This is a genomic window from Sphingomonas sp. (assembly GCF_029239295.1).
In the GTDB taxonomy this organism is placed as follows: Bacteria; Pseudomonadota; Alphaproteobacteria; order Sphingomonadales; family Sphingomonadaceae; genus Sphingomonas.
The window spans coordinates 15,706-35,805 of sequence record NZ_JAQZBC010000019.1; the positions used below are offsets into that span (position 1 = coordinate 15,706).

Sequence of the window (20,100 nt, forward strand, 5' to 3'; positions counted from 1 at the left end):
CAACAGTATCACGCGAGGATGAGATCGCCCACGCCAGCCGCTGATCCCTGGAGGCTGTAAACGTAATAGTCCGTGCCCGACCCGCTTACGAGTCCATCGAACTCGAGCCTGAGCCTACTGTTGAAGTCGACGGTTCCCCCATTTTCGCCGAGATCCAGCACGCCATCGGTCCCAAGCGCGATGATATTGTCACCGTTGTTGTCAGCAAGCTTAGTAGTCGTGACTAGAATATCGCGCTTGCCGAAGCTTGAGACAGTGTCATTACCAGTCGGCGCGGCTCCGGCCGTATCGAAGAACAGCACCGTCTTTGCGGTTCCGCTGCTTCCGCTGCCCTTCAGAACATCATCGGCCACGCTACCTTCTCTGACCGTATGTCCACTCTTCGCGATGGGACGGACCCCTGCATCTGCGTAGAAGTATTCGCCGCCCACAGTGCCTAGGTAACGAAGTCCGCTCGCCGTCGAGAGCCCATCAAAGAAGACCCGGTCGTTGTCGCTTGTGTCCAGCCGCAGACCGGAAGTTTTAGACCATGTTATCAACCCGTCGCCGTTGCTATCTTTGATGGCTTTCTCTGTGACGAGCACGTCTGTGCGGCCGAAATCGGTGATTCGATCAGCACCAGTCTGCCCTAGCGTCTTGAAAATGAACGTGTCCGCACCCGCATTGCCGGTGAGCACGTTGTTCACCTGATTGCCGATTAAGCGGTCATTATCTGCGCCTCCAATAGCATTCTCTATTAGGGCGCCATACGCGATTGAGATGTTGTCTTTGTACAGCGGACTCGTGATGCCATTGGCTGCCTTTATCTCCTCGTAGAGGTCGGCGACCGCCGCAGTTCGTGGTGCGAAACCAAGCGCCGCCCGATTGGCGTTAACCTGATCCAGCATCAGGAATTCCTCGATGCCGCCGCCGGAAGAGAAGGCGCCCTCATTGAGATCGATCGTTGACGGCGTGTTCCATCCGGAGAAGTCTAGCGTATCGTTGCCGCCCGCATCCCAGATCGTTACAATTGGCCGCGTGTTTTTCGAGAAATCGTAGGCCGCACGGTCGGCGGTGGAATTGAAGCCGTAGACCGTGTCGCCAGTACGCGTGGTACTGTCGACGCCGTAGATTTCCTGGATCGCTGCGATGTCATGCACAAGCGGCGTCGCTGCATAGGCGAAGTTCAAAAGTGACCAGTCGATATGCTGCGCGCCCGTCTCAGAGGCGTCAAAGTAGCTCATCACACTGTACTGAAGCGAGTCTTGCGCAAAGCTAGCATCGTTCTCGTAGGTGATCGGATCGGGCACGCCGTCGCCATCATCATCGTCGAGTGCATCATAGTCGCCGGGATGACTGAGGCCGAGCGCATGTCCCGTCTCGTGGATCATCGTCAGGACAGAGTAGTAGCTGTCAGCGAGAGGTGTGAAATTAGACGAGACGAAGCCGTCGATCCAGATGTCGCCACTGATGCGGCCGATCTCATCAAAATCAAGCTCCTCTTCATAGTAGCTATCGAAAATGTCGCCAAACGGCAGGTACGCATATGCTTGTGCGCCGCCGGTGTCGGTGTTGCCATAATTGATGTCGGCGTTGAACGATTTTGTTTCGCGGAAGGAGATATCGACAAGATCGTCCCACAGCGCAATCGCACCGCGTGCCACGTCCTTCTGCCCGGCAGTGAACGGAGAGAAGGTTTCGGGGTCGGCTTCAGCAAAGGCAGTGGTGCCAGTCGCATTGACGTAGTAGCTGTTGGCGATCTCCTCCTGGTTAAGCCAAAAACCGAAATTAAGTACGCCGTCGTCCAACTCGCCGTAATTGCTTGTGTACCAATCGTAGCCTGTCCGATTTAGATTCTCTGCGATCGCCTCGACAGTCCAGATTGACTTACCAGCGTAGCTTCCGCCTGCGAGTGGATCTAGCGACATCGCTTCCCACATCGAGTTGCCGGAATTCATAAGGGCTTCTTCAATTAAGGGCATGTCATTTCCCCAGGTTAAGAACTGCTTGATTTTTCCGCGGCAACAATCTTTGCGGTTGGTTCAAATGCATCGCGGCGCCAAGGTAGGGCGCGCGCAAGAGCACCAGAGACGACGGCGCGCAGGGTTTTACGCGACGCGGGCCCTCCGAGCGCTACGGGCGGCAATGTCCGTGTTCCCTCCGAATCGTCGATGCTGATGGCACGACGCACGCTTACCTGAAGGAACTGCAAGTCCTTTTGGCGGAAGAACCGAGCTTCGATGAGCAGACTTCGCGGGGAGCGGCCTGTCGCCGAGTCATCGCGGTATCGCTCGACCGGGTACGGAGACAGGTGACGCACCTCGTCCAGAATGACGGCGCATAACGTTGCCCGGGCAAACTCATTCTCTGAGGGTGCGGAACACCGGACTACGACGCGATCCAGATTACTCCAGAGCCGAGAAGGAATACCCTGCGCTGCGGCCGTCGCGACGGTCACGACTGTGACCAGAACCAAAGTGCGCGCCTTCTCGAATGCTTTGTCATGCACCACGTCTCTCGCATCACTTACCGCACAAACCTCTGGCAAGCGCTCTGCCAAGTCAATGCGACGTCGGTAACATATGATGGGATAATTCATTATCGTGCAAAACGGAAAACATCCGAATTGAATTATTTTTCAGAGTTTGCTGAGTTCCGAAGTGGGTGGCTTTGCAGGGGGTTCGCTCAACTAAGATTGCGGCCCTTGGCTACAAAGAGGACGGTCCGCGATAGGAGGGTAGTAATCTGACTACCCACAGCAGATGTTGGTCCATTCTCGGCTGTTCCCAAGATGTCTAAAATACAAGATGGTTTCGGATAGAGCGGCATCTATCCTGCCGACCCGTCGGTGAATCTCGTCGGAGGGGTCAGGGCGACCACGGTCACTGATGACTTACGTATATTCCCTTAGGTGCGCGAATCTGAACAATCGGTGATTTAGAATCTCGAACTCCCCCACCTCCCCCCGAGGGGGGCTGCCCGGCGAGTGCCCTAGCCTGCTCTCGCCGGGCGCTCTTTATCAAAGTGTTGGTATTAGCTGACTTAAAGTCTGTACGATTAGCGCCGACGATACTCGGCCAGTATAAACTAAGCGAGGCAGTACCGAGGCGCACAGCATAAAGGACCATGGGGGCCAAAACACTTAGACGATGCTAGCTGTTCGTAAGAAGCGGTGGCTCTCACCACTATTCGGTTCCATATTTCTGTGCTTTAGACGCCGGCCCAAGACTGTGTGAGGAGCAGTCCAGGCTGGAAGTGTACCAGAAGCGAGTTCTTGCTGATATAGTTTTTGCGGCACTGCTTCGTAGTTGCGTATCTCGTATGGCCGTCCGCCTTTCGGGATACATCAATCACGTTCCGGTCAATTAATGCGGCTTATACGAGACGCAGAAGTGTCTAGGCGTCGTGCAGCGACGACTAAATGGCTATGCTAACTGACTGCTTCACCCAATATTCAACTGCTTCTCTGTTGAACAGTATAGCAAAACATCATAAGTATATCATAAACAAAAACTAGTACACTCCATGTAGGCAAGGGGGAACTATTGAAAGGAAATTCCCAAAAAGAAATAGACTATGCAGCTTTGAGGTGGGCCTAGAAGAATAGGGGATCTATCTTAGAAGCGCCAAAGACTGATACAGGTTTCGCAAGTTGACGAGTGTAAAGTCTCAAAGGTCAACGAACTTCGATTAGCCAGCATGGGACATGCCTATCGCCATCTCTATTGATCAGTGTGCTGGTTAATAGACTTTTATTAAGTCTGCCTGTTGTGCCTCTAATGTAGCCACAACCACTGCTTTGAGATGGGTAAATAGACTCATTAAGCAGGGCTTTCTCTGTCGCGAAGACGATCCGCTCGATAGGCGTCGGTCATTCCTGATCCTCACCGAAGAGGCCTCGCGGCGCATGGTCGCTGTACTAGCCTGCTAAGCCTTTGACCTATAATCATGCTGCGACCACATTCGCGGAGGTGATGGTTGCAGGTTGGTCAGAGCTGCGCGATCCCTCATTCTGTTGGGCCTAGGCAGCATAATTGATGCTCTTCAATGCTAAATCTAGCGTCGTTTATCACTCATATATCGGGCTGGGGCAGGCATTGCGCCCAAGATGCTGACAAGCCAATAGCTCAAGGCATGTGGAGTGGTCGCGGAAGGATGTTGTAACAGAGGCCGGTTCGCCTGAGCGGGGCGTCCGTGAAGAACGGGGGAGGGTGCGGCGCGAAAAGAGGCTGGAACGATCAGCGATGAAGAAAGTCAAAGGCGCTTACCAGTGAACTACGGCTCTGCCGACAACTGGGCATAATGAACTGCAGTGAGCGCGGTTTATATCACCGCCCGCCTACCGCTGGTGCCAGCCTCAGTGGCTCTGCACCGAAAACGTTCATGGCTGAAAGTTTCGCCGATTGGATTTGCAGACTCGACGCTCCCAACACCATCAAGTGTAACTAAGGCTATTGAGCGGAATGCTTGTGTCAACAAGGATAAGGTGATCCGACGTTTCGAGAGCTTCTCTCACAATCTGCTCCAACTCCTGCAGCTTTTTTGCTCGTTCGGTGTTTATGGCATCTACTTATGGTTAATGCGCCGGACAGACCAGGAAACGACCCGGCCGGAGGGGAAGGGAACTCGTGACGAGTTGTTTTGATGACGTCTGGAGACGAAATGAACAAGCGCGCAGTGACGAGTCGGTGCCCGCAAGCGTCGGCTTGAGCGCTGCGCACATCGAAGCGGCTCGGGTAATCTATAAAGCGCGTCGCGTAAGGGACCGGGCGTTCGGGAGGTCCGACTTATTCGCGGAGCCCGCATGGGACATCATGCTCACGCTCTTGATCAATTGGTCTAAGGGAAGACCTACTTCAGTAGGTGAGGCCTGCGTGGCCGCTTGTGTGCCACACAGCACCGCGTTGAGGTGGATCCAAAAGCTAGAAATTGACGACTTGGTGGTTCGTACGGGCGATCCATTTGATGAGTGTCGCAGCTATCTGAGGCTTAGTACAGAAGCCTGCGGGACTTTGGCTAGAGCACTAGCTATCAGCTAGACTAGTCCGAAGACGCACGTCAATCCTCTTGGCGTTGTACGATAGGCGCTGTGCTCCAGTTCAGGGGCCATCCGTACATGTCCGCTCGACGGAAGCGAGCTCTAACTGGTTTATCGCGAGCGGTACCGCGATGCCCAACCAACCGTCTGCTAAGCAGGCCCTCGTTCGGTGTGCCCTCTTGAGAGGAGACCAAAGTTCGACTTGCAGACCTGCAACTTGGTCGTCTGTCGGTCTGAACCTGCCGGTGGACGCGCATTTCGAGGCGAGTTGCAGTTCTGCAACTGCATAGGTCAGGTGGCACTTCTCCGGCTTTGGGGAACCAAGACCGGGATGAGTTACGGATCACCCGAGCAGTTCTGAGTGTTTACAGGCGGCTCTTCTAGACTTGGCTGCTTCGTGGCGGAGGGCGCTTCGGGCTGCGGCAGGTCGATCTCGATGTCGACGCGGCGGTTCTTCCGCCGGCCCTCGACGTCGTCACTGCCGTCGAGCTTCACGTTCGGCGCGGCAGGGCGACCGTCACCGAGCGCCACGACGGTGATCAGCGTCTCATCGACGCCTTGCTCGACGAGATAGTCACGGACCGCCTCGGCGCGCAGGCGTGACACCCGAAGGTTCGCCGCGCTGCTCCCGTCGTTGTCGCTGCTCCCGCGCAAAATCCAGCGGGCGTCTGACGGCAACGAGGGGGTAGCCAGCAACGTGTCCAGCGCTTCGCGCCCGGCATCGTCGAGGCTGGCGCCCCGCTCGAACAGGATAGTCCCGCCGGTCGGGAGAGGCGCGACGGGGGTCGCCGCCGGAGCAGGCTGGGTTTCCGCGATCACCTTGGGCTGCATGATCGACTGAGCGGCCACGCTGCTGTTGGCCACCGACGTAGGTGTAGGGGAGGGGGTCGGCGCCGGGGTCGGCGACCGGGCATCGCAGGCGCTGAGCGAAACGGCTGCCAAGATGACGGATGCGGTCTTCTTCATGCGACTATCTCCCTCGAAAGCGCGTCCGGATCTTTCGTCCCGATCACTTGCCAGTGCGTGTCCTCAATGCGTTCCGGTGGAACGTACAGCAGAACAGTGTCCCCAATCGACGGCGTGGGGGCGGACGCGTGCGAGAACATGCGCAGCGAGCCATCCTTTCTCAGCAGTAGCAGGGGGCCGCCATCCTCTCGCAAAGCTTCCGCCGCGGCCGAGAAGCTGCCGACATCGTCAACCTTTGCGGCGGCGAACTGCCAGCCCCTGCGTTCACGCATCGCGACATCTTCGACACCAAGGCCCGAACGGAACATCGCACGACCGCGCAGCGCGTCAGGGAGCCGGCGCGGATCGTCGCCCGCAGCATCGCCAAGCTGATAAACATTGTCGCGTCCCAGCTCGGGCGCAAATTCGCTGCACACCAGAGCATTATACGCCTCGTTTTCAGTGGTGGCTGCGAGCAGGCCGAACTGCAGCAGATCGAGCCGTTCCTCCGTCGCCTCCGCCAGTATTTCGCCGTGGTAGATCGGCACCCCTTCGGCGCGCGGCGCGCTTAGCCGCTGCCAGCTGGTATCGCTGATCGTCACCCCGACCCCGAGCGCGCGCAGCGCCCGTGCAAGCGACAGGCTCCATTGAGTGGAACCGACAATCAGCACGCCGCGTCCGCTCGGCGCAGTCAAATTCAACGCCTTGGCGAAAAAGCCGATCGTGAAGCCGTGTGCCACGATCGTCGCGACGACGACCGCGAACGATAGCGCGACTAGCGTGCTACCATCGCCATATCCCAGTTCGTCCAGCCGCAACGCGAACAGGCCGGTAATCGCAATTGCAACGACGCCGCGCGGCGCAATCCATCCGATGAACAGCCGCTCGCGCCATGGGATCCGGCTGAAGGAAAGGCTGAGCAGCACGGTGGCGGGGCGAACGATGAAGAGGAGCGCGAAGAGGAACAAGCCGAAGCGCCACTCAAACTGCCGCAATACGCTAAGGTCGAGCGAGGCCGACAGAAGCACGAACACTCCCGAAACGAGGATGATCGTCATGTTCTCCTTGAAAGTCAGGAAATCGCGCAGCGATGCAAGGCGCATATTCGCCAGCGCAATGCCCATGACGGTCACTGCGAGGAGACCGGTCTCCTGCTGGATCGCGTTCGACGCAACGAAGGTCCCGATCACCGCCACGAGGATGACCGGCGCCTTGAGATACTCCGGCACATAGCCGCGCGGCAGCGCCCAGCCGAGCAGCCGCGCCACGCCGTAGCCCAGCAATCCCGCGACGGCGGCGGCGAGAAGCAGGCTGACCAGGCTCTCCAGGATGGTTGCGCCGCTGCCCGCCTGTCGCAGGATCTCGTAGGTGACCACGGCGCACAACGCGCCGATCGGATCGTTGACGATCGCTTCCCACTTCAAAATGGCGCGAGGCCGCGCCGCAACGCTCGATTGACGCAGCAGAGGAAGCACCACCGTCGGACCGGTGACGACGAGAATGCCGGCAAAAAGGATCGCCACCGGCCACACTAAGCCTGCGACATAATAGCAAGCGAGTGCCCCCAGCACCCAGCCGACGGGCACGCCGACCAGCACCAGCCGGTGCACCGCACCCTCGGCATGCCGGAGTTCGCGCAGGTTCAGGCTCAGACCGCCTTCGAACAAGATCACTGCCACCGCCAGTGACACGGCAGGCTCGAGCAGGGGGCCAAAGTCCTCCTCAGGCTGGATCAATCCGGTGGCGGGGCCAGCGATCAACCCTGCGATCAGCATCAACGCGATGGCAGGTAGGCCGGTTCGCCACGCGATCCACTGTGCCCCGATGCCGAGTAATCCAACGAGCGTGAGCACGATGGCTAGATGGTTCATTACGTCTCCCTGCCGCCGCCGTTCAGCGGTTATTTGCCAAGGGCCGGGCCAGTGACTTTGTTCCGGCACAACAACCTTCGCCGCTGTATATCGCGGTTCGGCGCCGAGCGGTGCACGAAGCTAGCTGGGCACGACCTGGGCGATCGCGAGGCCAGCAAGACGGGCGGTTGCCAGGAGCTGCTCCAATCCGTGCCCGCTTCGCGCCTTGGCGGAAAGCCCCGACATCGTCGTGCTGACGAAGTCCGCCAAGATATCGGCTTGCTCTGGGCAGCGCGCCGCGACGAAATCGCGGATCACGCCTTCGGCGGCGACATTATACGCGCGGGCAGCCCCGCGCGCCTCGGGGTCGTTGCAACGAACGCCTTCCAGAACAAGGCAGCCTGGTGCCTCCTGATTGGCGGCATAAAAGCGCGCGGATTCCTCCAGAACGGCGGCAAGACATTCGGACACCGGGCGGTCCTCGCGCAGCAGGGTGGCCAGCGGAACGGCGTTGTCGCTGTTATAACGCGCCAGAACGCGCGTGTAGAGGCCGGCCTTGCTGCCAAAGGCGGCGTAGAAGCTAGGCGGGTTAATGCCGAGCGCGGCGGTAAGGTCCGCCACGCTGACGGCGTCGTAGCCGCGGGCGTGGAAGAGCTGTTGGGCGGTAGCGACGGCCTCGTCCGGATCGAAGCGCCGTGGACGGCCGCGACCGCGAGGTTTATCTGTAGTCACTATTACAATATCCTTGACGGGCTTGTCAGGTGATTTATGTAGCGCACCATACACTATTCCTCAAGGAGAAGCCGAATGTCTGCGTTTCAGGAAAAATCCGTTCTGGTCCTGGGCGGAAGTCGCGGGATAGGAGCGGCGATCGTACGGCGCTTTGCCACCGATGGCGCGGCGGTAACGTTCACCTATGCGGGCTCGCAAGAAGCGGCCGAGCAGCTGGCACGCGAGACGGGCAGCACGGCGGTGCAGACCGATAGCGGTGATCGCGACGCCGTTATCGCCCGCGTGCGCGACAGCGGCCCCCTCGACGTACTGGTGGTGAACTCCGGTTTCGCGATCTTCGGTGACGCGCTGGATCAGGATCCTGACGAGATCGACCGGCTCTTCAGGGTCAACGTCCATGCGCCCTACCATGCCTCGGTCGAAGCTGCTCGGCAGATGCCCGAAGGCGGCCGGATCATCATAATCGGGTCGGTGAACGGCGATCGTATGCCGCTGCCTGGCATGGCGTCCTATGCGCTGAGCAAATCGGCGCTGCAGGGGCTGGCGCGTGGGCTGGCCCGTGATTTCGGCCCACGCGGCATCACGATCAATATTGTGCAGCCCGGCCCGATCGACACCGACGCGAACCCGGAAGACGGACCGATGAAGGACCTGATGCACAGCTTCATGGCGATCAAACGCCACGGCCGCCCAGAGGAAGTTGCCGGAATGGTGGCTTGGCTCGCCGGCCCGGAGGCAAGCTTTGTCACTGGCGCCATGCACACCATCGACGGCGGGTTCGGCGCGTAAGCAAGCTGACGAAAGTTGGCGGGACGGGCGCGGGCGGGGTGGCAAGCCACATCGCCTGCGCTGCGATTGGAAGTGGCTGGCGGCAGGTAATCGTCAGCCCGCGAGCACCCTTAATGAGGGTCGGGTTGGTGATCTGGCGAGATCCTCAATCGCGCGGCGAGGCCGACATTTCCTTGTCAGCGCGGCCCGGATGTGACCAGCGTTTGCCAGCGCTTCAAGACAGTGGCCAGCCCGGCCTATGGCGCTCCCCGATCGACAGGAAATCATGGGTCAGCTTCGGACTGCCAACTTGCGAACCACCGGCGCGCTGCGCCCCATCGTCACAGCCGAGGAATTCGGAGCCTGTGAGCTCGGAGCGGGCACGACCTTCATGGGGATTGTGAATTGATGTTGGCTGAGAGCGCTGCGATCGAGATCGTCGATATCGCCGACATACCCAATGGGGGCGAACTGCGCCTGTTACGGTGCGGTTCGGCGTATTCCATTCACTTCGGTGATGAGGAGTTGATGGGAAGTGAGGCGTTCCAGTCGGAACAGGCGCTGGCCAGCCTAGCGCTCGGTCGGCTCGGCAGGCAATGTGATCGCATCCTGATCGGCGGGTTGGGAATGGGGTTCACCTTGCGTGCGGCGCTCGAGCTTTTACCCGCCTCCTCCACCGTCGTCGTGGCGGAGCTCGTACCCAAGGTGGTGACCTGGGCGACAGGCTTGCTCGCCCATTTATTTGATGGTGCGCTCGCTGATCCGCGCGTCAGCGTTGAGATCCGTGATGTGCACGACATCATCGACGGCGTTCCCGAGGCGTTCGACAGCATCCTGCTCGACGTCGACAATGGACCAGATGGCTTCATCCAGCTGGCGAACGAGCGCCTTTACAGCAATTGGGGGCTACGCGCCGCCTATGCAGCGCTTCGGCCGGGCGGGGTGCTGGCCGTGTGGTCGTCCTATGAGGACGCGTTTTTCACCCGACGTCTGGAAGCGGCCGGCTTTGCGGTCGAGGAGGCGAAGGTCCCTGATACTGGAGGGCGCGAGCGGGCGCCCTATACCATCTGGCTTGCAGTCCGACCGCGAGACAATCCCTGATATAGCCGGGCGCGATCGGATCGCGCCCGGCCTTACGTCGACTTATTTGATCGCGATCTGACCGGTCTCGGCCCCGTAATTTTCCTTTACGAAGAGCTTCGCTGCCTTCTGCGTCGCAAACTTCTCCTCGAGCAGATCGGCCGAGACGAGCGGGTAGCCCTGCGAATTATACCGCGTCGTGCGAATGGTAACTCGATAATCGCCGTCTTCGTTCTTCACGACGAGAAATGGGCGGACGGCTTCACGCGACATGCTGGATACCTTCTAATGGGTGGGTGGCACACAAGAGAGGATCTCAAGCAGCTGCGCCGAAATGGAGCAGAAACGGATGGCGCCTGTCCCCCGTTCAGGGTTCCATGCGCCGCCCCGCCCGGGAGAGTCAAATCGGCTGTTCCATCCCACGGCCGGAAAACGCGGTCCGGTTAGGTGGCGATGGCCTGGAGCAGCGCGGGCGCTGCGCCGGGAGAAAGCTGTCGCTCGGCCCTGTTCCCCGCACTAAAATCTATCGCTCAGCCGACCAGACCAAAGAGGTGCAGCGCAACTCCGGCTGCTGACGTCGCAAACAGGGTGGTGATAACGCCAGCGCGCAGGAGGAAGATCGCGATTACGGCGCCGGCAGACAGCGCCAGCGCCCACGGATCCAGGCTGCCGAGGACGGGCGCGTCGAAGCGCAGCGGCCCCGCGGCGAGCCCCGCAGTGGCGCGGAAGATGGTGTGCAGAGCGAACCAGATCGCCAGGTTGAGCACGACCCCGACGACCGCAGCGGTGACGGCGGAAAGCGCGCTGGTAACCGCCGCATTGCCGCGTAACCGTTCGATGAAGGGCGCGCCCAGAAAGATCCACAGGAAACACGGCGTGAACGTCACCCAAGTGGCGAGCAGGCCGCCCAAGGTTGCTGCGAGCAACGGATCAAGCCCGCCTGCGTGGCGGTATGCGCCCAGGAACCCGACAAACTGAAGCACCATGATCAGCGGCCCCGGCGTCGTCTCCGCCATGCCGAGGCCATCCAGCATCTCGCGCGGCTGCAGCCAGCCATAATTCTCTACCGCTTGCTGGGCGACATAGGCGAGTACCGCATACGCGCCCCCAAAAGTGACGACTGCCATGGTCGAGAAGAAAGTGGCGATCCGGCTGAAGACATTCTCCGGTCCCAGCACGATCACCAATGCCGCAACGGGCACGAGCCATAGCGCCAGCCACACCGTCGCCGTACCCAGCATCTCTCGCCATCTGGGACGGGCATGCGCCGGAAGCTCTTCGCCGAGCAGCGTGTCCGCATCCGCGACGATGCCACTGCCGGCGCCGCCGTGACCGCCACCGCCGGCAAAGGCGGCTGAACCGAGGCGGCTTGCCGCCCAGCCGATCAGTCCCGCACCAAGCACGATCAGCGGGAAGGGCACAGCGAGGAAGAAGATCAGCACGAAGGCGGCGACCGCTAACGCACGCGCTGCGCCGGTCTTCAGCGCCCGCGAGCCGATCCGCACAACAGCCTGCAGAACGACTGCGAGCACGGCGGCCTTGAGCCCGAAGAACAGCGCCGAGACGATCCCGACACGTCCGTACAAGACGTAGACCCAGCTCAGCGCCATGATCGATATGACGCCCGGAAGGATGAAGAGGACGCCGGCAACGATGCCTCCACGCCTGCGGTGCATCAGCCAACCAATGTAGGTGGCCAGTTGCTGCGCCTCGGGGCCGGGGAGCAGCATGCAATAGTTGAGTGCGTGCAGGAAGCGCTGCTCACCGATCCATCGCTTCTCGTCGACCAGGATGCGATGCATCACGGCGATCTGGCCCGCCGGGCCGCCGAAGGACAGCATCGCGATGCGCAGCCACACCCAGAAGGCTTGACCCAGACTGACCTGCTCGGGCCGAGGCGACGCCGCCGCGTCCAGCGCCGCGGCGGTCATGCCAGTGCTGTCGCGCGGGACGGTTGATGCGACGCCCAATTGTGCCGTTCCCCCCGGGCATCCCGAGCCCAGCGATAAAGCGCGTCGTAGATCGCCATTCCCGCGTCCAGTTGCTCATGATCGTCGGCATGGTTGCGCGACAGCCCGAGTGAGATGGCGAGCAGACCAGCCGCCTCGGGGGCAAGGTCGAGCCGATCCGTGTCCGCACCACGGATGATCGTGGCGAGGCGAACCAGCGGCTCATGCTCCACCAGGCCGAATGCTTTGACCATGAGATCGAACGTGCACCGCTCCTCGCGATGGCTCCAGAAGACTCCGTCGTCGGTGACTTCGAACGGCTCGGTGTGTTCGCGGGCGGCGACCGCCAGTACTTCGGCAGGCGCCACAAAGAGGAATCGCGCATCCGGGTCAACAAAGCGCCGGATCAGCCATGGGAAAGCAATGCGGTCCACCTTGGGTCGCGCGCGCGTCACCCACCAGGTGCGCCCGTCACCATGTCGCGGCGGCAGGTGAGTGAGTAAAACCGTCGGCAAGCCTGCCGCCAACCAGGCCTTGAAGCCGCCATCCAGCACTTCGGCGACGTACCCGTCGCTCCGAAGGACAGCTGCTGTCGACACTGCGGCGCCGGTACCATCGGTGTCGACCACCACGACCGGAGTCCGCCTGTCGAAACCCCAGGATAGCGGGTCGGGTTGGGCGGGGAACCGAGAGCCTGGGATGGCGTCCGTCAATTGGAGGGGTTCGCGCACATCCATGATCGCTCCCGACCCCGGAAGCGCAATGAGCCTGGAGAGTTTCTCAGGTGAGATGGCGTTGTGAACAGGCATGGAGCGTCCCTGGCGTGCGAGGCTGGACGCGACTCTTCAGCTGACGCCTCGTGGGGAGATCGCAATCCCCATCACAGCAGACAGCCACGCAGCGCGTGGGAAGTCAATACATTGGTGGACCCTCCCAGTTCATCCCGCCTAGATCATGACTAGAGGCGCAGAGCAGCGTCAGGCGAGTACAGGCGACGACGCCTTCTGAACTGCAGGGAGAGGGAATGAACTCGTCAGCTATGGTTAGATGCTCGCTCCGAGAGGTTGGGCCGGCGAGCTTGATCCAGCATTGAATCGGCGAATCATCATCGTTTGGTGTAGGCCGGCGGCGATGCGCTAACCGTGCCGAGCCAGAAGATCCCGTCATAGCCTGGATCGATGTCGCTTCCCGGTAACGCTCCAATCGCGATAAATGGTGCGAGACGCAGATCGGCGTCGCGATGCAGAGGGTAGCTACCACAGGCGATATCGTTTGGCTTGCCTGACTTCCGACGCCGTCGTCCCGGTCTTCCCAACCGCTCTGTTTCAATGCTTGTGGGAATTGATCCGTCGGAAGGCGCCATGCACGCTGAAAGGCTTGATCCTGAGTCGATGAATGTTCGACCGCGACTAGTATCCGCTCACCTTGCTCTACGAGGGCGCAGGCCAAGTTCCCGAGGAAGGCGGGTGCCTCATCTGTTCCATGTATTTCACCAAACACAACGAACCTTGGCTTCAGAGCAGTTACAACCTCCCAGCCAATCGGAGCGCGACAGTCCTGTATGGCCTCCGTTCGGGAGGAGCGCACATCTGCGGCTCGATCCACCGCGGGAGCCGATCCGCCTAATAACAGCGCGGCTAGGGGGAGAAAGGAGGCGCGCCAGACGCTCAGCTGATTGCTGTGCCCGATCGGTGATAGACTACCACGGTCGCCCCCCTTTGAGAATGGCAGCCGCTGCCATGGCTGTGCTGCAGTCTCGCAGGAAGACGCCAGTTGCGCCCCGCATCAGCCATTGTTTGTTCGATGCGATGGCTTGGCGCCCGCTAGGGCCAATGTTCGTTCAAGCAGTTGCTCGTAGATTGGCTTGCCGCCTAGCAAGTGCGCAGCGAGGCTTGCGGATAGACATGTTGCTAGCAGCGGCAGTGTCACCTCGTAGGCGCCGGTCAGCTCCAACGTCAGCACGACCCCTACCATGGGGGACCGCACCGAGGCGGTGAACAGACCGCCCATCGCGGCGATGGCAAAGGCGCCGGAACCGCCGGCTGCGTCCGGCACGATCAGGCTAACGAGGCCGGCGAAGGCCAGCCCCACACACGCTGCCAGGGACAGGATGGGGGCGAAGATTCCGCCCGGCACGCCGGTCGAGTAGCTCGCCACACTGGTGCAGAAACGAACCGCCGATAAGACCAGCAGCGCTGCGATGCCGGGTCTTTCGCGCACCCATCCGGGGATCAATCCCTCGCCACCCGTGGCCGATGAGGGAAGCAGCACCAGCAACGCCCCCACCACCAATCCCACCATTGCCGGGTAGAGATACGGCACCTTCTTTTCCGCTGCGCCGGCAAAGGCCAGTGCCTTGAGGATGGCGGCATTGAGCAACACGCCGACCCCACCCAACAGGCACCCAAGCAGCACGAACAATGGCAGCATCGCCAGCCGCATTTCGGGCGCGACCATCGACAGATCGGCGCCTGTTCCGCCGATCAACTGGGTCATCACCGTAGCGAGCAGCGCGGCGATGATGACCGCCATGTAAGTGCTGAACCGATCCGGAAACTGGCGCCGCGTTTCCTCGATCACGAATAACACGCCGGCGACGGGGGCATTGAAGGCGCACGCTAGTCCCGCAGCTGCCCCAGCCGCCAGCAGGCCACTGCGTTCGGTCGCGTTCAGCCGAAAGCGCGCCGCCAGCATCGCCGCGACCGACGCGCCGATATGGATGGTTGGCCCTTCGCGCCCCAGCACCAGCCCGGCGCCGATCGAGGCGATCCCGCCAAAGAACTTGACCGGCAATACCCTCGCCCCGTGCACCTCGCGAAGGCCCCCCATCGCGCCTTCCACCTCCTGAACGCCGCTCCCGCCGGCCTCCGGTGCCAAATGGCGCACCAGCGCCACCGCGGCGATCGTCGCGGTCATGGTGATGATTGCTGCGACCAGCACCAGCAATGGGCCACCCACCAGCGAGCGAAGCAGCGTGGGCCAGTGCAGAAGCGTGTTGAGCGTGAGGTGGAACAGCGACCCGATGGTGCCCGCCCCCCCGCCGACGACCACCGCGAGGGCAAGATAGCGATATTCCGACCGGCGATCTTCGGATGGCGGGGATTGTCCTGGAACAGGATAGTCCATGCAGCCGTCCCTTTAGGTTCACACTTTTGCGGCAGCGAACACTCAACGTTCGCGTCGCCTACAGGTTCACCGTTCCGGGCAGCTGTGTGATCAGGTCAGACGGGCGCTTCTTCAGCGTTGCTTCTTGGCGACAGTTGCGGTGAAATCCGGATCCTTGTTCGCCACCCAGTCAACGAATTTGCGGACGTTTGGATGGTTCAGCAGGCCGGTCACGTCGGTGCCGTGTCGCTGCAGTTCGGAGTTCGTGAAGTTTGCGGTCAGCGTCTGCTGGCAGATCGAGTGCATCGGCACGACATCACGCCCGCCGCGGCTTTTAGGCACGGGATGGTGCCAGACGATGGTCTTGCCGGTCGGTCGGCCGCAAAGCCAGCAAAGCGTCGGCGGGGCGGGCGCTTCATCTTCCTGAGGCAGATGGTCGTAGGGATCGTGTTTTGAATGTTTGCGAGCCATAAGGCGATCTAAAATGCCTAAAATAATGTCGTTCTCAGCTATGTGGCCGACTGCGGCACATGGCAACTATCACCCCGACAGCTTGGAAGAGTCATGACAGATCCGTCGAAACCGTGGGACGGCAATCAAGTCCGCAGGTGGCTTGAGCGCCGATGGGAGGTCTCGCGGCTGGACCAGGCCGCCGCCGATCGACGCGGCTACGAGGCCAATGACGATTACGACAAGGCCGCCGCTGAGGAATGGGTTTGCCGTGCGCTGAAGGGTGAAGCGTGCACCGATGATCAAGCCGCCTTCGCAAAGCGCCTGAAGGAGCTGATTGCCCAAGACGTCTACCCGGCGACCAGCATCCACGACGATGTCCGGTTCGAACGACATGTCCGGACGTATCTTCGCAAGCTGGCCAAGATGACCAAGGCAAATGAGGGATTTGAAAAGATGCTCCGCCACCAGTGAGCTTCCAAGCTTCACGTGAACACGGAGCAGCAGCTTTCGGCCTTTTCCAGTACCACCTCGGCCGCTTTGGTGACGTTGACGTTCCGCGTCACGGACAAGGCAGGTCATTATCATGTCCCGGTAGTGGTCAGCCCGTACGGCTATTCCACTTATCGCGGCAACTGAGCAGCACCCGGCTGAGCCGGTCGCTGACGTCAGCGGCGGCCGTCACCCAGGCCGCAGCGAAGCCGATCTCCCGCCCGGCATGCAGCGACGTCCGCCGCCCAACGTTCGCGGTCGGCGCGGGCAGCGGCCAGCTGGGCCTCATATTCCGAGAGGGCGGCCGCGTGAGCCGCAGCCTCTTCACGATATTTGGCGAGGCGTTCCTGCTGCGCGTTCTGGTCCGCGTTGATCCGGTCGAGTTGCGCCTTCGCCGCCGCCAGTTGCGACGTGTTGGCGCTGCGCAGCTTGGCCGCCTCCGCCGCCGCGATCGCCTCCAGCGCGAGCTGCTCGGCGCTCGGTTCCGGGGCAGCCGCCGGCGCGAGGGGTGCTTCGTTCGCTACCGCATCGTCGGCGTCGTCCAGCGCTCCAAGGTCGAGCGTCAGCCCTTCCTGCGGAGGTGTCGGCCCTTCCTGCGGCTCGATGCGCGACGGTGGGATGTCGATGGTGCGCATCGGCGTCGGGTAGGATTGGGCGGTTGCGGGCAGCGCCCCGACGAACAGGGTTGCGGCCAGACAGAGCGAGATCGGCGAGCGACAAATTGGCATAAGCAAGCGTACCCTGGGCGGGATGTCGCGTGGCTGAACAAGTGCAGCCAGGCCCGACGCTCGCCGGCACTCGCGCCCCAGCAAAGGGGATGCCTTCCATCACCATCGCCGCGGCCGTGCGCCCTGATGCGAAGGCATGGAAGCCACAGCGGCGGAGTTCCCCAACCTTGAAGATGCCTCTCCGCTGGAAGTGCCTGCGCTGGGCGGGCGGGAGGGGAGTGACGGCGTACGAGTGCTCGGTCGACCTAATCGAGCGCTTGCTCACCGCGTTCGCTCATAGTTCATAGGCAGGCTGTACTGCCTGCCTGAGAGGCCTTCCCGGCAAGGAGGATCGGTTTCGCGAGGAGAAGCTCAAGCGACTTCACCATCTTCTCGGTGCCGGTCTTGTACTTGAGGAAATGCGGCGTTTTGAGGTGTGACTGGTACGCCTCGCGATTGGCGTAGACCTCCAGAAGGCGCACCTGCGCTGGATCGTCCGCGTACTGGAACGAGTGCAGCATCAGGACCCCAGGTTCCAGCCGTACCGAAGCCTCCTGTTCTTCGGTCAGTAATGATTTGCACGCGTCGAGCTGTGCGGGATCGACCGCAATGACCGCAATGCGGACCATCAAACCTGGAGCGTCCCCAGGTGCGATCGTTCCTCCTTTTGCACAAAGAAGGATCGGATCGATTGGAACCGGCCGCTGCGATGTCACCATCGTCGCGCTGTCCATCTTGTACCGTTGAAAGTGAGGCGAGCGGATGTGCGCGTCATAGGCGCTCTGGTTGGCGTAAACTTCCAGGACGCGAACATCCGTGGGGGCGTCAGCAAGCTGGACGGCGTGCATCATCAGCACGCCGGGCTCGCGCCGAACCGACGCCTCGAGATTTTCAGCTCCGATCGCTTTGAAGGCTTCAAGTTGGGAAGGCTCGACGTCCAATTCCCAGAAACGAGCCATCACCGGCCCCGAGGCGGACGCCACCTTACGTTCCTCGCCGTTTGCCAGCGAAGGGCCGCTCCAGGACGGCAGCATTGCGGCACCGCTTGCTAACAGGATCCTCGTCACCGCTTTCCGCATAGATACTCCTGCTCGGCCGCCCGATGGTGGAGCCCGCCGGTACTTGTCTGCCAAGCACACGCATTCCCGCGCCGCTCGACACGGGCACATCGTGATCAAAACGAAGCCAGGATTAATTTCGGTCATCCATGCAGGTTTGAGAATGGACCTTGGGAACACCTTCACTTTGCCGGCCGCCGATTTCATCCCGCTGAAGCGCAGTACTGCCTCCGCGATCCTAGTGCGCCGTGACGGGCCGGCTACGGTGCCGGCCAACGCCGCCTATCCGGATCCGCGCAAGTTCGGCATTGCCCGAGAAACGCCGCCGATCGACCATCCATACGGCAGCGCTCGCGTTGCGCGCTCGCAGTTCTGGCCGGCGCTGAAGCATCTCGCGATGTACTCGATCCTGATCCCCGAAAACGGTATGCGCGAGCCGCATTGGCATCCCGACACCGCTGAGATGGGCTATGTCCACAAGGGTCGTGCTCGAATGTCCGTTCTGGATCCGGGCGGAAGCGTGGATACCTATGAACTCGAACCAGGTGACACCTATTTCATACCGCGTTCTTACCCGCACCAGATCGAGGTCATTGGCGAGGAGGATATCCATTTTCTGGTGTTCTTCGACCAGCCCATGCCCGCTGACATTGGCTATCGGGCATCAACCTCAGCAGTGTCCCGCGAGGTGCTTGCCGCGGCGTTCGGCGTCTCGCTTGGCGCGCTGCCGCCATTGCCACTGACAACGGAGGACCCGCTAATTGTGCCGCGGGTCAACGCGCTAGATCCCGAAGCATGAGTGCAGCCAGTCCGATACCGCGCCCGGCTCGACCAAAGCTCTCGTGTCAGAGCCGAGCGCGGCTTTGTGGTGACCGATGGGCCGGCCGCAACCTCGAGTGAGGGCAGGGCGCGCGCGTGGAGATCAGCCATTCTTGTGATGTTCATCTGGTACGGGCTAAGCGCGTCGCAACGGATTATCTGGGTTGGACTATGATATTGCGCGCGAACCTTGGCTGGGGCCTGCTGGGCGGATTGGCTCTCGCCACATCCGGTTGCGTCACGCCGCCCGCTCCCGTGCAGCCGCCTCAGGTTGTCGCGACGCTTACGCCGCCGCCCCCGACGATGCCGGCCGGTGGCTATATTGGCATGAAGATCCCGCCCAAACGGGCCGACGGCAGGTATTTCACGCCTAATCTCGACAATACCGATCAGGCTGCCGTTTGGCATCTGCGCAATGCATTAAACGTCGCCGCGCTCGGCTGCGACCAGGCGGGTGGCGGGGTGGCCGAGCCATATAGTGCGTGGATCAAGACGCATGCCGCCGTGATCGATCGCTACTATCAGGCCTATATTCGGGAATGGCAGGCGCCCGGGTGGTGGGACTGGCAGCGTGTCTATGACGATAATCAGACGCGCATCTACAATTTCTACGCGCAGCCAGCGATACGGGCAGCCTTTTGCGCGGTGGCACGTGAGGAGGTCGCGCAGGTCGGCCAGGTTGCCGACGACGAGTTGCCGGCCTTCGCCCGGGCTTCTCTGAAACGGCTCGACCGCCCATTCGTCGAGTTTTATGCCGCATACGACGCATGGCGCGACTATTATGAGCCGGCACCACCACCGGTGGTTCCGCCACAGGTGGTTCCCACCATCGACCCTCCGGTCATTGTGATTCCGCCGGCCGGGACCGACGCGCTCGGCGTCAATGAAACGACTGCGGAGAGCACCGAAACACCGCTGGCTCCTGCGCCCGTTGACCCTCCAACCGAGGAACCCACTTCACCTCGGTAAGGCGGCGCGATCTCCTGCACCTCAGTGGCGAGGCGAGTAACCCTCGATCATGGAGGGCTTCCGGAACAGGGTTACGCCCGTCTCGCAACGGCTTTCCCCGCCGTCCGGTGGCTTTGTGGCAGCTTCGACGCGTTCATGCGACGTGAGACGAGCGTCCGC

At 61.3% G+C, this 20,100-nt stretch carries 18 protein-coding genes; 6 read left to right on the top strand and 12 right to left on the bottom strand.

Annotated features, from left to right (window positions below; translation table 11 throughout):
• Nucleotides 1-8: 8 nt before the first annotated feature.
• The 5 genes from K0S66_RS15005 to K0S66_RS15025 all read right to left on the bottom strand — a co-directional run bounded on the left by K0S66_RS15005 (nt 9) and on the right by K0S66_RS15025 (nt 8,544).
• Complete coding sequence (locus K0S66_RS15005) at nt 9-1,961, bottom strand: M10 family metallopeptidase (protein WP_301076274.1); 1,953 nt, start codon at nt 1,959-1,961, stop codon at nt 9-11.
• A 14-nt stretch (nt 1,962-1,975) separates the two neighbouring features.
• Nucleotides 1,976-2,488 carry a hypothetical protein gene (locus K0S66_RS15010; protein WP_301076275.1) on the bottom strand — a complete coding sequence of 171 codons (513 nt, stop codon included), beginning with the start codon at nt 2,486-2,488 and terminating at the stop codon, nt 1,976-1,978.
• A gap of 2,865 nt (nt 2,489-5,353) precedes the next feature.
• Nucleotides 5,354-5,983: an OmpA family protein gene (locus K0S66_RS15015; protein ID WP_301076276.1), complete on the bottom strand. Its 630-nt coding sequence runs from the start codon at nt 5,981-5,983 to the stop codon at nt 5,354-5,356.
• Nucleotides 5,980-7,833 carry a sodium:proton antiporter gene (locus K0S66_RS15020; RefSeq protein WP_301076277.1) on the bottom strand — a complete coding sequence of 618 codons (1,854 nt, stop codon included), beginning with the start codon at nt 7,831-7,833 and terminating at the stop codon, nt 5,980-5,982. Before K0S66_RS15020 ends, K0S66_RS15015 begins: the two co-directional genes overlap by 4 nt.
• Before the next feature lie 120 nt (nt 7,834-7,953).
• Nucleotides 7,954-8,544, bottom strand: a complete 591-nt coding sequence (locus K0S66_RS15025) for a TetR/AcrR family transcriptional regulator (protein ID WP_301076278.1) — start codon at nt 8,542-8,544, stop codon at nt 7,954-7,956.
• 75 nt (nt 8,545-8,619) lie between these two features.
• On the opposite strand from K0S66_RS15025, the gene bdcA reads away from it, so the two are divergent.
• Both bdcA and K0S66_RS15035 read left to right on the top strand, forming a co-directional pair.
• Nucleotides 8,620-9,333, top strand: a complete 714-nt coding sequence (gene bdcA, locus K0S66_RS15030; protein WP_301076279.1) for an SDR family oxidoreductase — start codon at nt 8,620-8,622, stop codon at nt 9,331-9,333.
• Nucleotides 9,334-9,720: 387 nt separating this feature from the next.
• A complete protein-coding gene (locus K0S66_RS15035; protein ID WP_301076280.1) occupies nt 9,721-10,413 on the top strand; it encodes a spermidine synthase in 693 nt (230 codons plus the stop codon).
• Nucleotides 10,414-10,455: 42 nt separating this feature from the next.
• On the opposite strand, the gene K0S66_RS15040 is transcribed toward K0S66_RS15035, so the two are convergent.
• The 5 genes from K0S66_RS15040 to K0S66_RS15060 all read right to left on the bottom strand — a co-directional run bounded on the left by K0S66_RS15040 (nt 10,456) and on the right by K0S66_RS15060 (nt 15,917).
• Entirely contained in the window at nt 10,456-10,665 is a 210-nt protein-coding gene (locus K0S66_RS15040; RefSeq protein ID WP_301076281.1) for a hypothetical protein, read from the bottom strand.
• Nucleotides 10,666-10,922: 257 nt separating this feature from the next.
• Nucleotides 10,923-12,323: a chromate efflux transporter gene (gene chrA / locus K0S66_RS15045; protein WP_301076282.1), complete on the bottom strand. Its 1,401-nt coding sequence runs from the start codon at nt 12,321-12,323 to the stop codon at nt 10,923-10,925.
• Nucleotides 12,320-13,150 carry a chromate resistance protein ChrB domain-containing protein gene (locus K0S66_RS15050; RefSeq protein WP_301076283.1) on the bottom strand — a complete coding sequence of 277 codons (831 nt, stop codon included), beginning with the start codon at nt 13,148-13,150 and terminating at the stop codon, nt 12,320-12,322. Before K0S66_RS15050 ends, chrA begins: the two co-directional genes overlap by 4 nt.
• A gap of 976 nt (nt 13,151-14,126) precedes the next feature.
• Nucleotides 14,127-15,467: a H(+)/Cl(-) exchange transporter ClcA gene (gene clcA, locus K0S66_RS15055; protein WP_301076284.1), complete on the bottom strand. Its 1,341-nt coding sequence runs from the start codon at nt 15,465-15,467 to the stop codon at nt 14,127-14,129.
• Nucleotides 15,468-15,578: 111 nt separating this feature from the next.
• Nucleotides 15,579-15,917: a hypothetical protein gene (locus K0S66_RS15060; RefSeq protein WP_301076285.1), complete on the bottom strand. Its 339-nt coding sequence runs from the start codon at nt 15,915-15,917 to the stop codon at nt 15,579-15,581.
• Between the two features lie 93 nt (nt 15,918-16,010).
• On the opposite strand from K0S66_RS15060, the gene K0S66_RS15065 reads away from it, so the two are divergent.
• Nucleotides 16,011-16,370 (top strand): hypothetical protein, encoded by a 360-nt coding sequence (locus K0S66_RS15065; protein ID WP_301076286.1) that lies wholly within the window; start codon nt 16,011-16,013, stop codon nt 16,368-16,370.
• A gap of 15 nt (nt 16,371-16,385) precedes the next feature.
• The gene (locus K0S66_RS15070; RefSeq protein ID WP_301076287.1) at nt 16,386-16,535 is read left to right on the top strand and encodes a hydroxyisourate hydrolase; all 150 of its coding nucleotides are present in this window, start codon (nt 16,386-16,388) and stop codon (nt 16,533-16,535) included.
• Nucleotides 16,536-16,564: 29 nt separating this feature from the next.
• Here the strand turns inward: K0S66_RS15070 and K0S66_RS15075 are convergent, their stop codons facing one another.
• On the bottom strand, nt 16,565-17,023 hold the full coding sequence (locus tag K0S66_RS15075; RefSeq protein WP_301076288.1) for a hypothetical protein: 459 nt from the start codon (nt 17,021-17,023) through the stop codon (nt 16,565-16,567).
• Between the two features lie 374 nt (nt 17,024-17,397).
• Nucleotides 17,398-18,174 (bottom strand): antibiotic biosynthesis monooxygenase, encoded by a 777-nt coding sequence (locus K0S66_RS15080; protein ID WP_301076289.1) that lies wholly within the window; start codon nt 18,172-18,174, stop codon nt 17,398-17,400.
• A gap of 91 nt (nt 18,175-18,265) precedes the next feature.
• Here K0S66_RS15080 and K0S66_RS15085 point away from each other — a divergent pair, with 91 nt between their 5' ends.
• Both K0S66_RS15085 and K0S66_RS15090 read left to right on the top strand, forming a co-directional pair.
• Nucleotides 18,266-18,952, top strand: coding sequence for a cupin domain-containing protein (locus K0S66_RS15085; RefSeq protein WP_301076290.1), 687 nt, complete (start codon nt 18,266-18,268; stop codon nt 18,950-18,952).
• A 191-nt stretch (nt 18,953-19,143) separates the two neighbouring features.
• Nucleotides 19,144-19,941: a hypothetical protein gene (locus K0S66_RS15090; protein WP_301076291.1), complete on the top strand. Its 798-nt coding sequence runs from the start codon at nt 19,144-19,146 to the stop codon at nt 19,939-19,941.
• Nucleotides 19,942-20,100 lie beyond the last annotated feature (159 nt).

Excerpts from the sequence above, each read along its gene's own strand:
- bdcA (WP_301076279.1), top strand. The coding sequence starts at position 8,620 with ATGTCTGCGTTTCAGGAAAAATCCGTTCTGGTCCTGGGCGGAAGTCGC.
- K0S66_RS15080 (WP_301076289.1), bottom strand. The coding sequence starts at position 18,174 with ATGCGGAAAGCGGTGACGAGGATCCTGTTAGCAAGCGGTGCCGCAATG.
- K0S66_RS15040 (WP_301076281.1), bottom strand. The coding sequence starts at position 10,665 with ATGTCGCGTGAAGCCGTCCGCCCATTTCTCGTCGTGAAGAACGAAGAC.
- K0S66_RS15005 (WP_301076274.1), bottom strand. The coding sequence starts at position 1,961 with ATGCCCTTAATTGAAGAAGCCCTTATGAATTCCGGCAACTCGATGTGG.
- K0S66_RS15050 (WP_301076283.1), bottom strand. The coding sequence starts at position 13,150 with ATGCCTGTTCACAACGCCATCTCACCTGAGAAACTCTCCAGGCTCATT.
- clcA (WP_301076284.1), bottom strand. The coding sequence starts at position 15,467 with ATGGACTATCCTGTTCCAGGACAATCCCCGCCATCCGAAGATCGCCGG.
- K0S66_RS15090 (WP_301076291.1), top strand. The coding sequence starts at position 19,144 with ATGATATTGCGCGCGAACCTTGGCTGGGGCCTGCTGGGCGGATTGGCT.
- chrA (WP_301076282.1), bottom strand. The coding sequence starts at position 12,323 with ATGACCGCCGCGGCGCTGGACGCGGCGGCGTCGCCTCGGCCCGAGCAG.
- K0S66_RS15060 (WP_301076285.1), bottom strand. The coding sequence starts at position 15,917 with ATGGCTCGCAAACATTCAAAACACGATCCCTACGACCATCTGCCTCAG.
- K0S66_RS15015 (WP_301076276.1), bottom strand. The coding sequence starts at position 5,983 with ATGAAGAAGACCGCATCCGTCATCTTGGCAGCCGTTTCGCTCAGCGCC.
- K0S66_RS15065 (WP_301076286.1), top strand. The coding sequence starts at position 16,011 with ATGACAGATCCGTCGAAACCGTGGGACGGCAATCAAGTCCGCAGGTGG.
- K0S66_RS15075 (WP_301076288.1), bottom strand. The coding sequence starts at position 17,023 with ATGCGCACCATCGACATCCCACCGTCGCGCATCGAGCCGCAGGAAGGG.
- K0S66_RS15020 (WP_301076277.1), bottom strand. The coding sequence starts at position 7,833 with ATGAACCATCTAGCCATCGTGCTCACGCTCGTTGGATTACTCGGCATC.
- K0S66_RS15035 (WP_301076280.1), top strand. The coding sequence starts at position 9,721 with ATGTTGGCTGAGAGCGCTGCGATCGAGATCGTCGATATCGCCGACATA.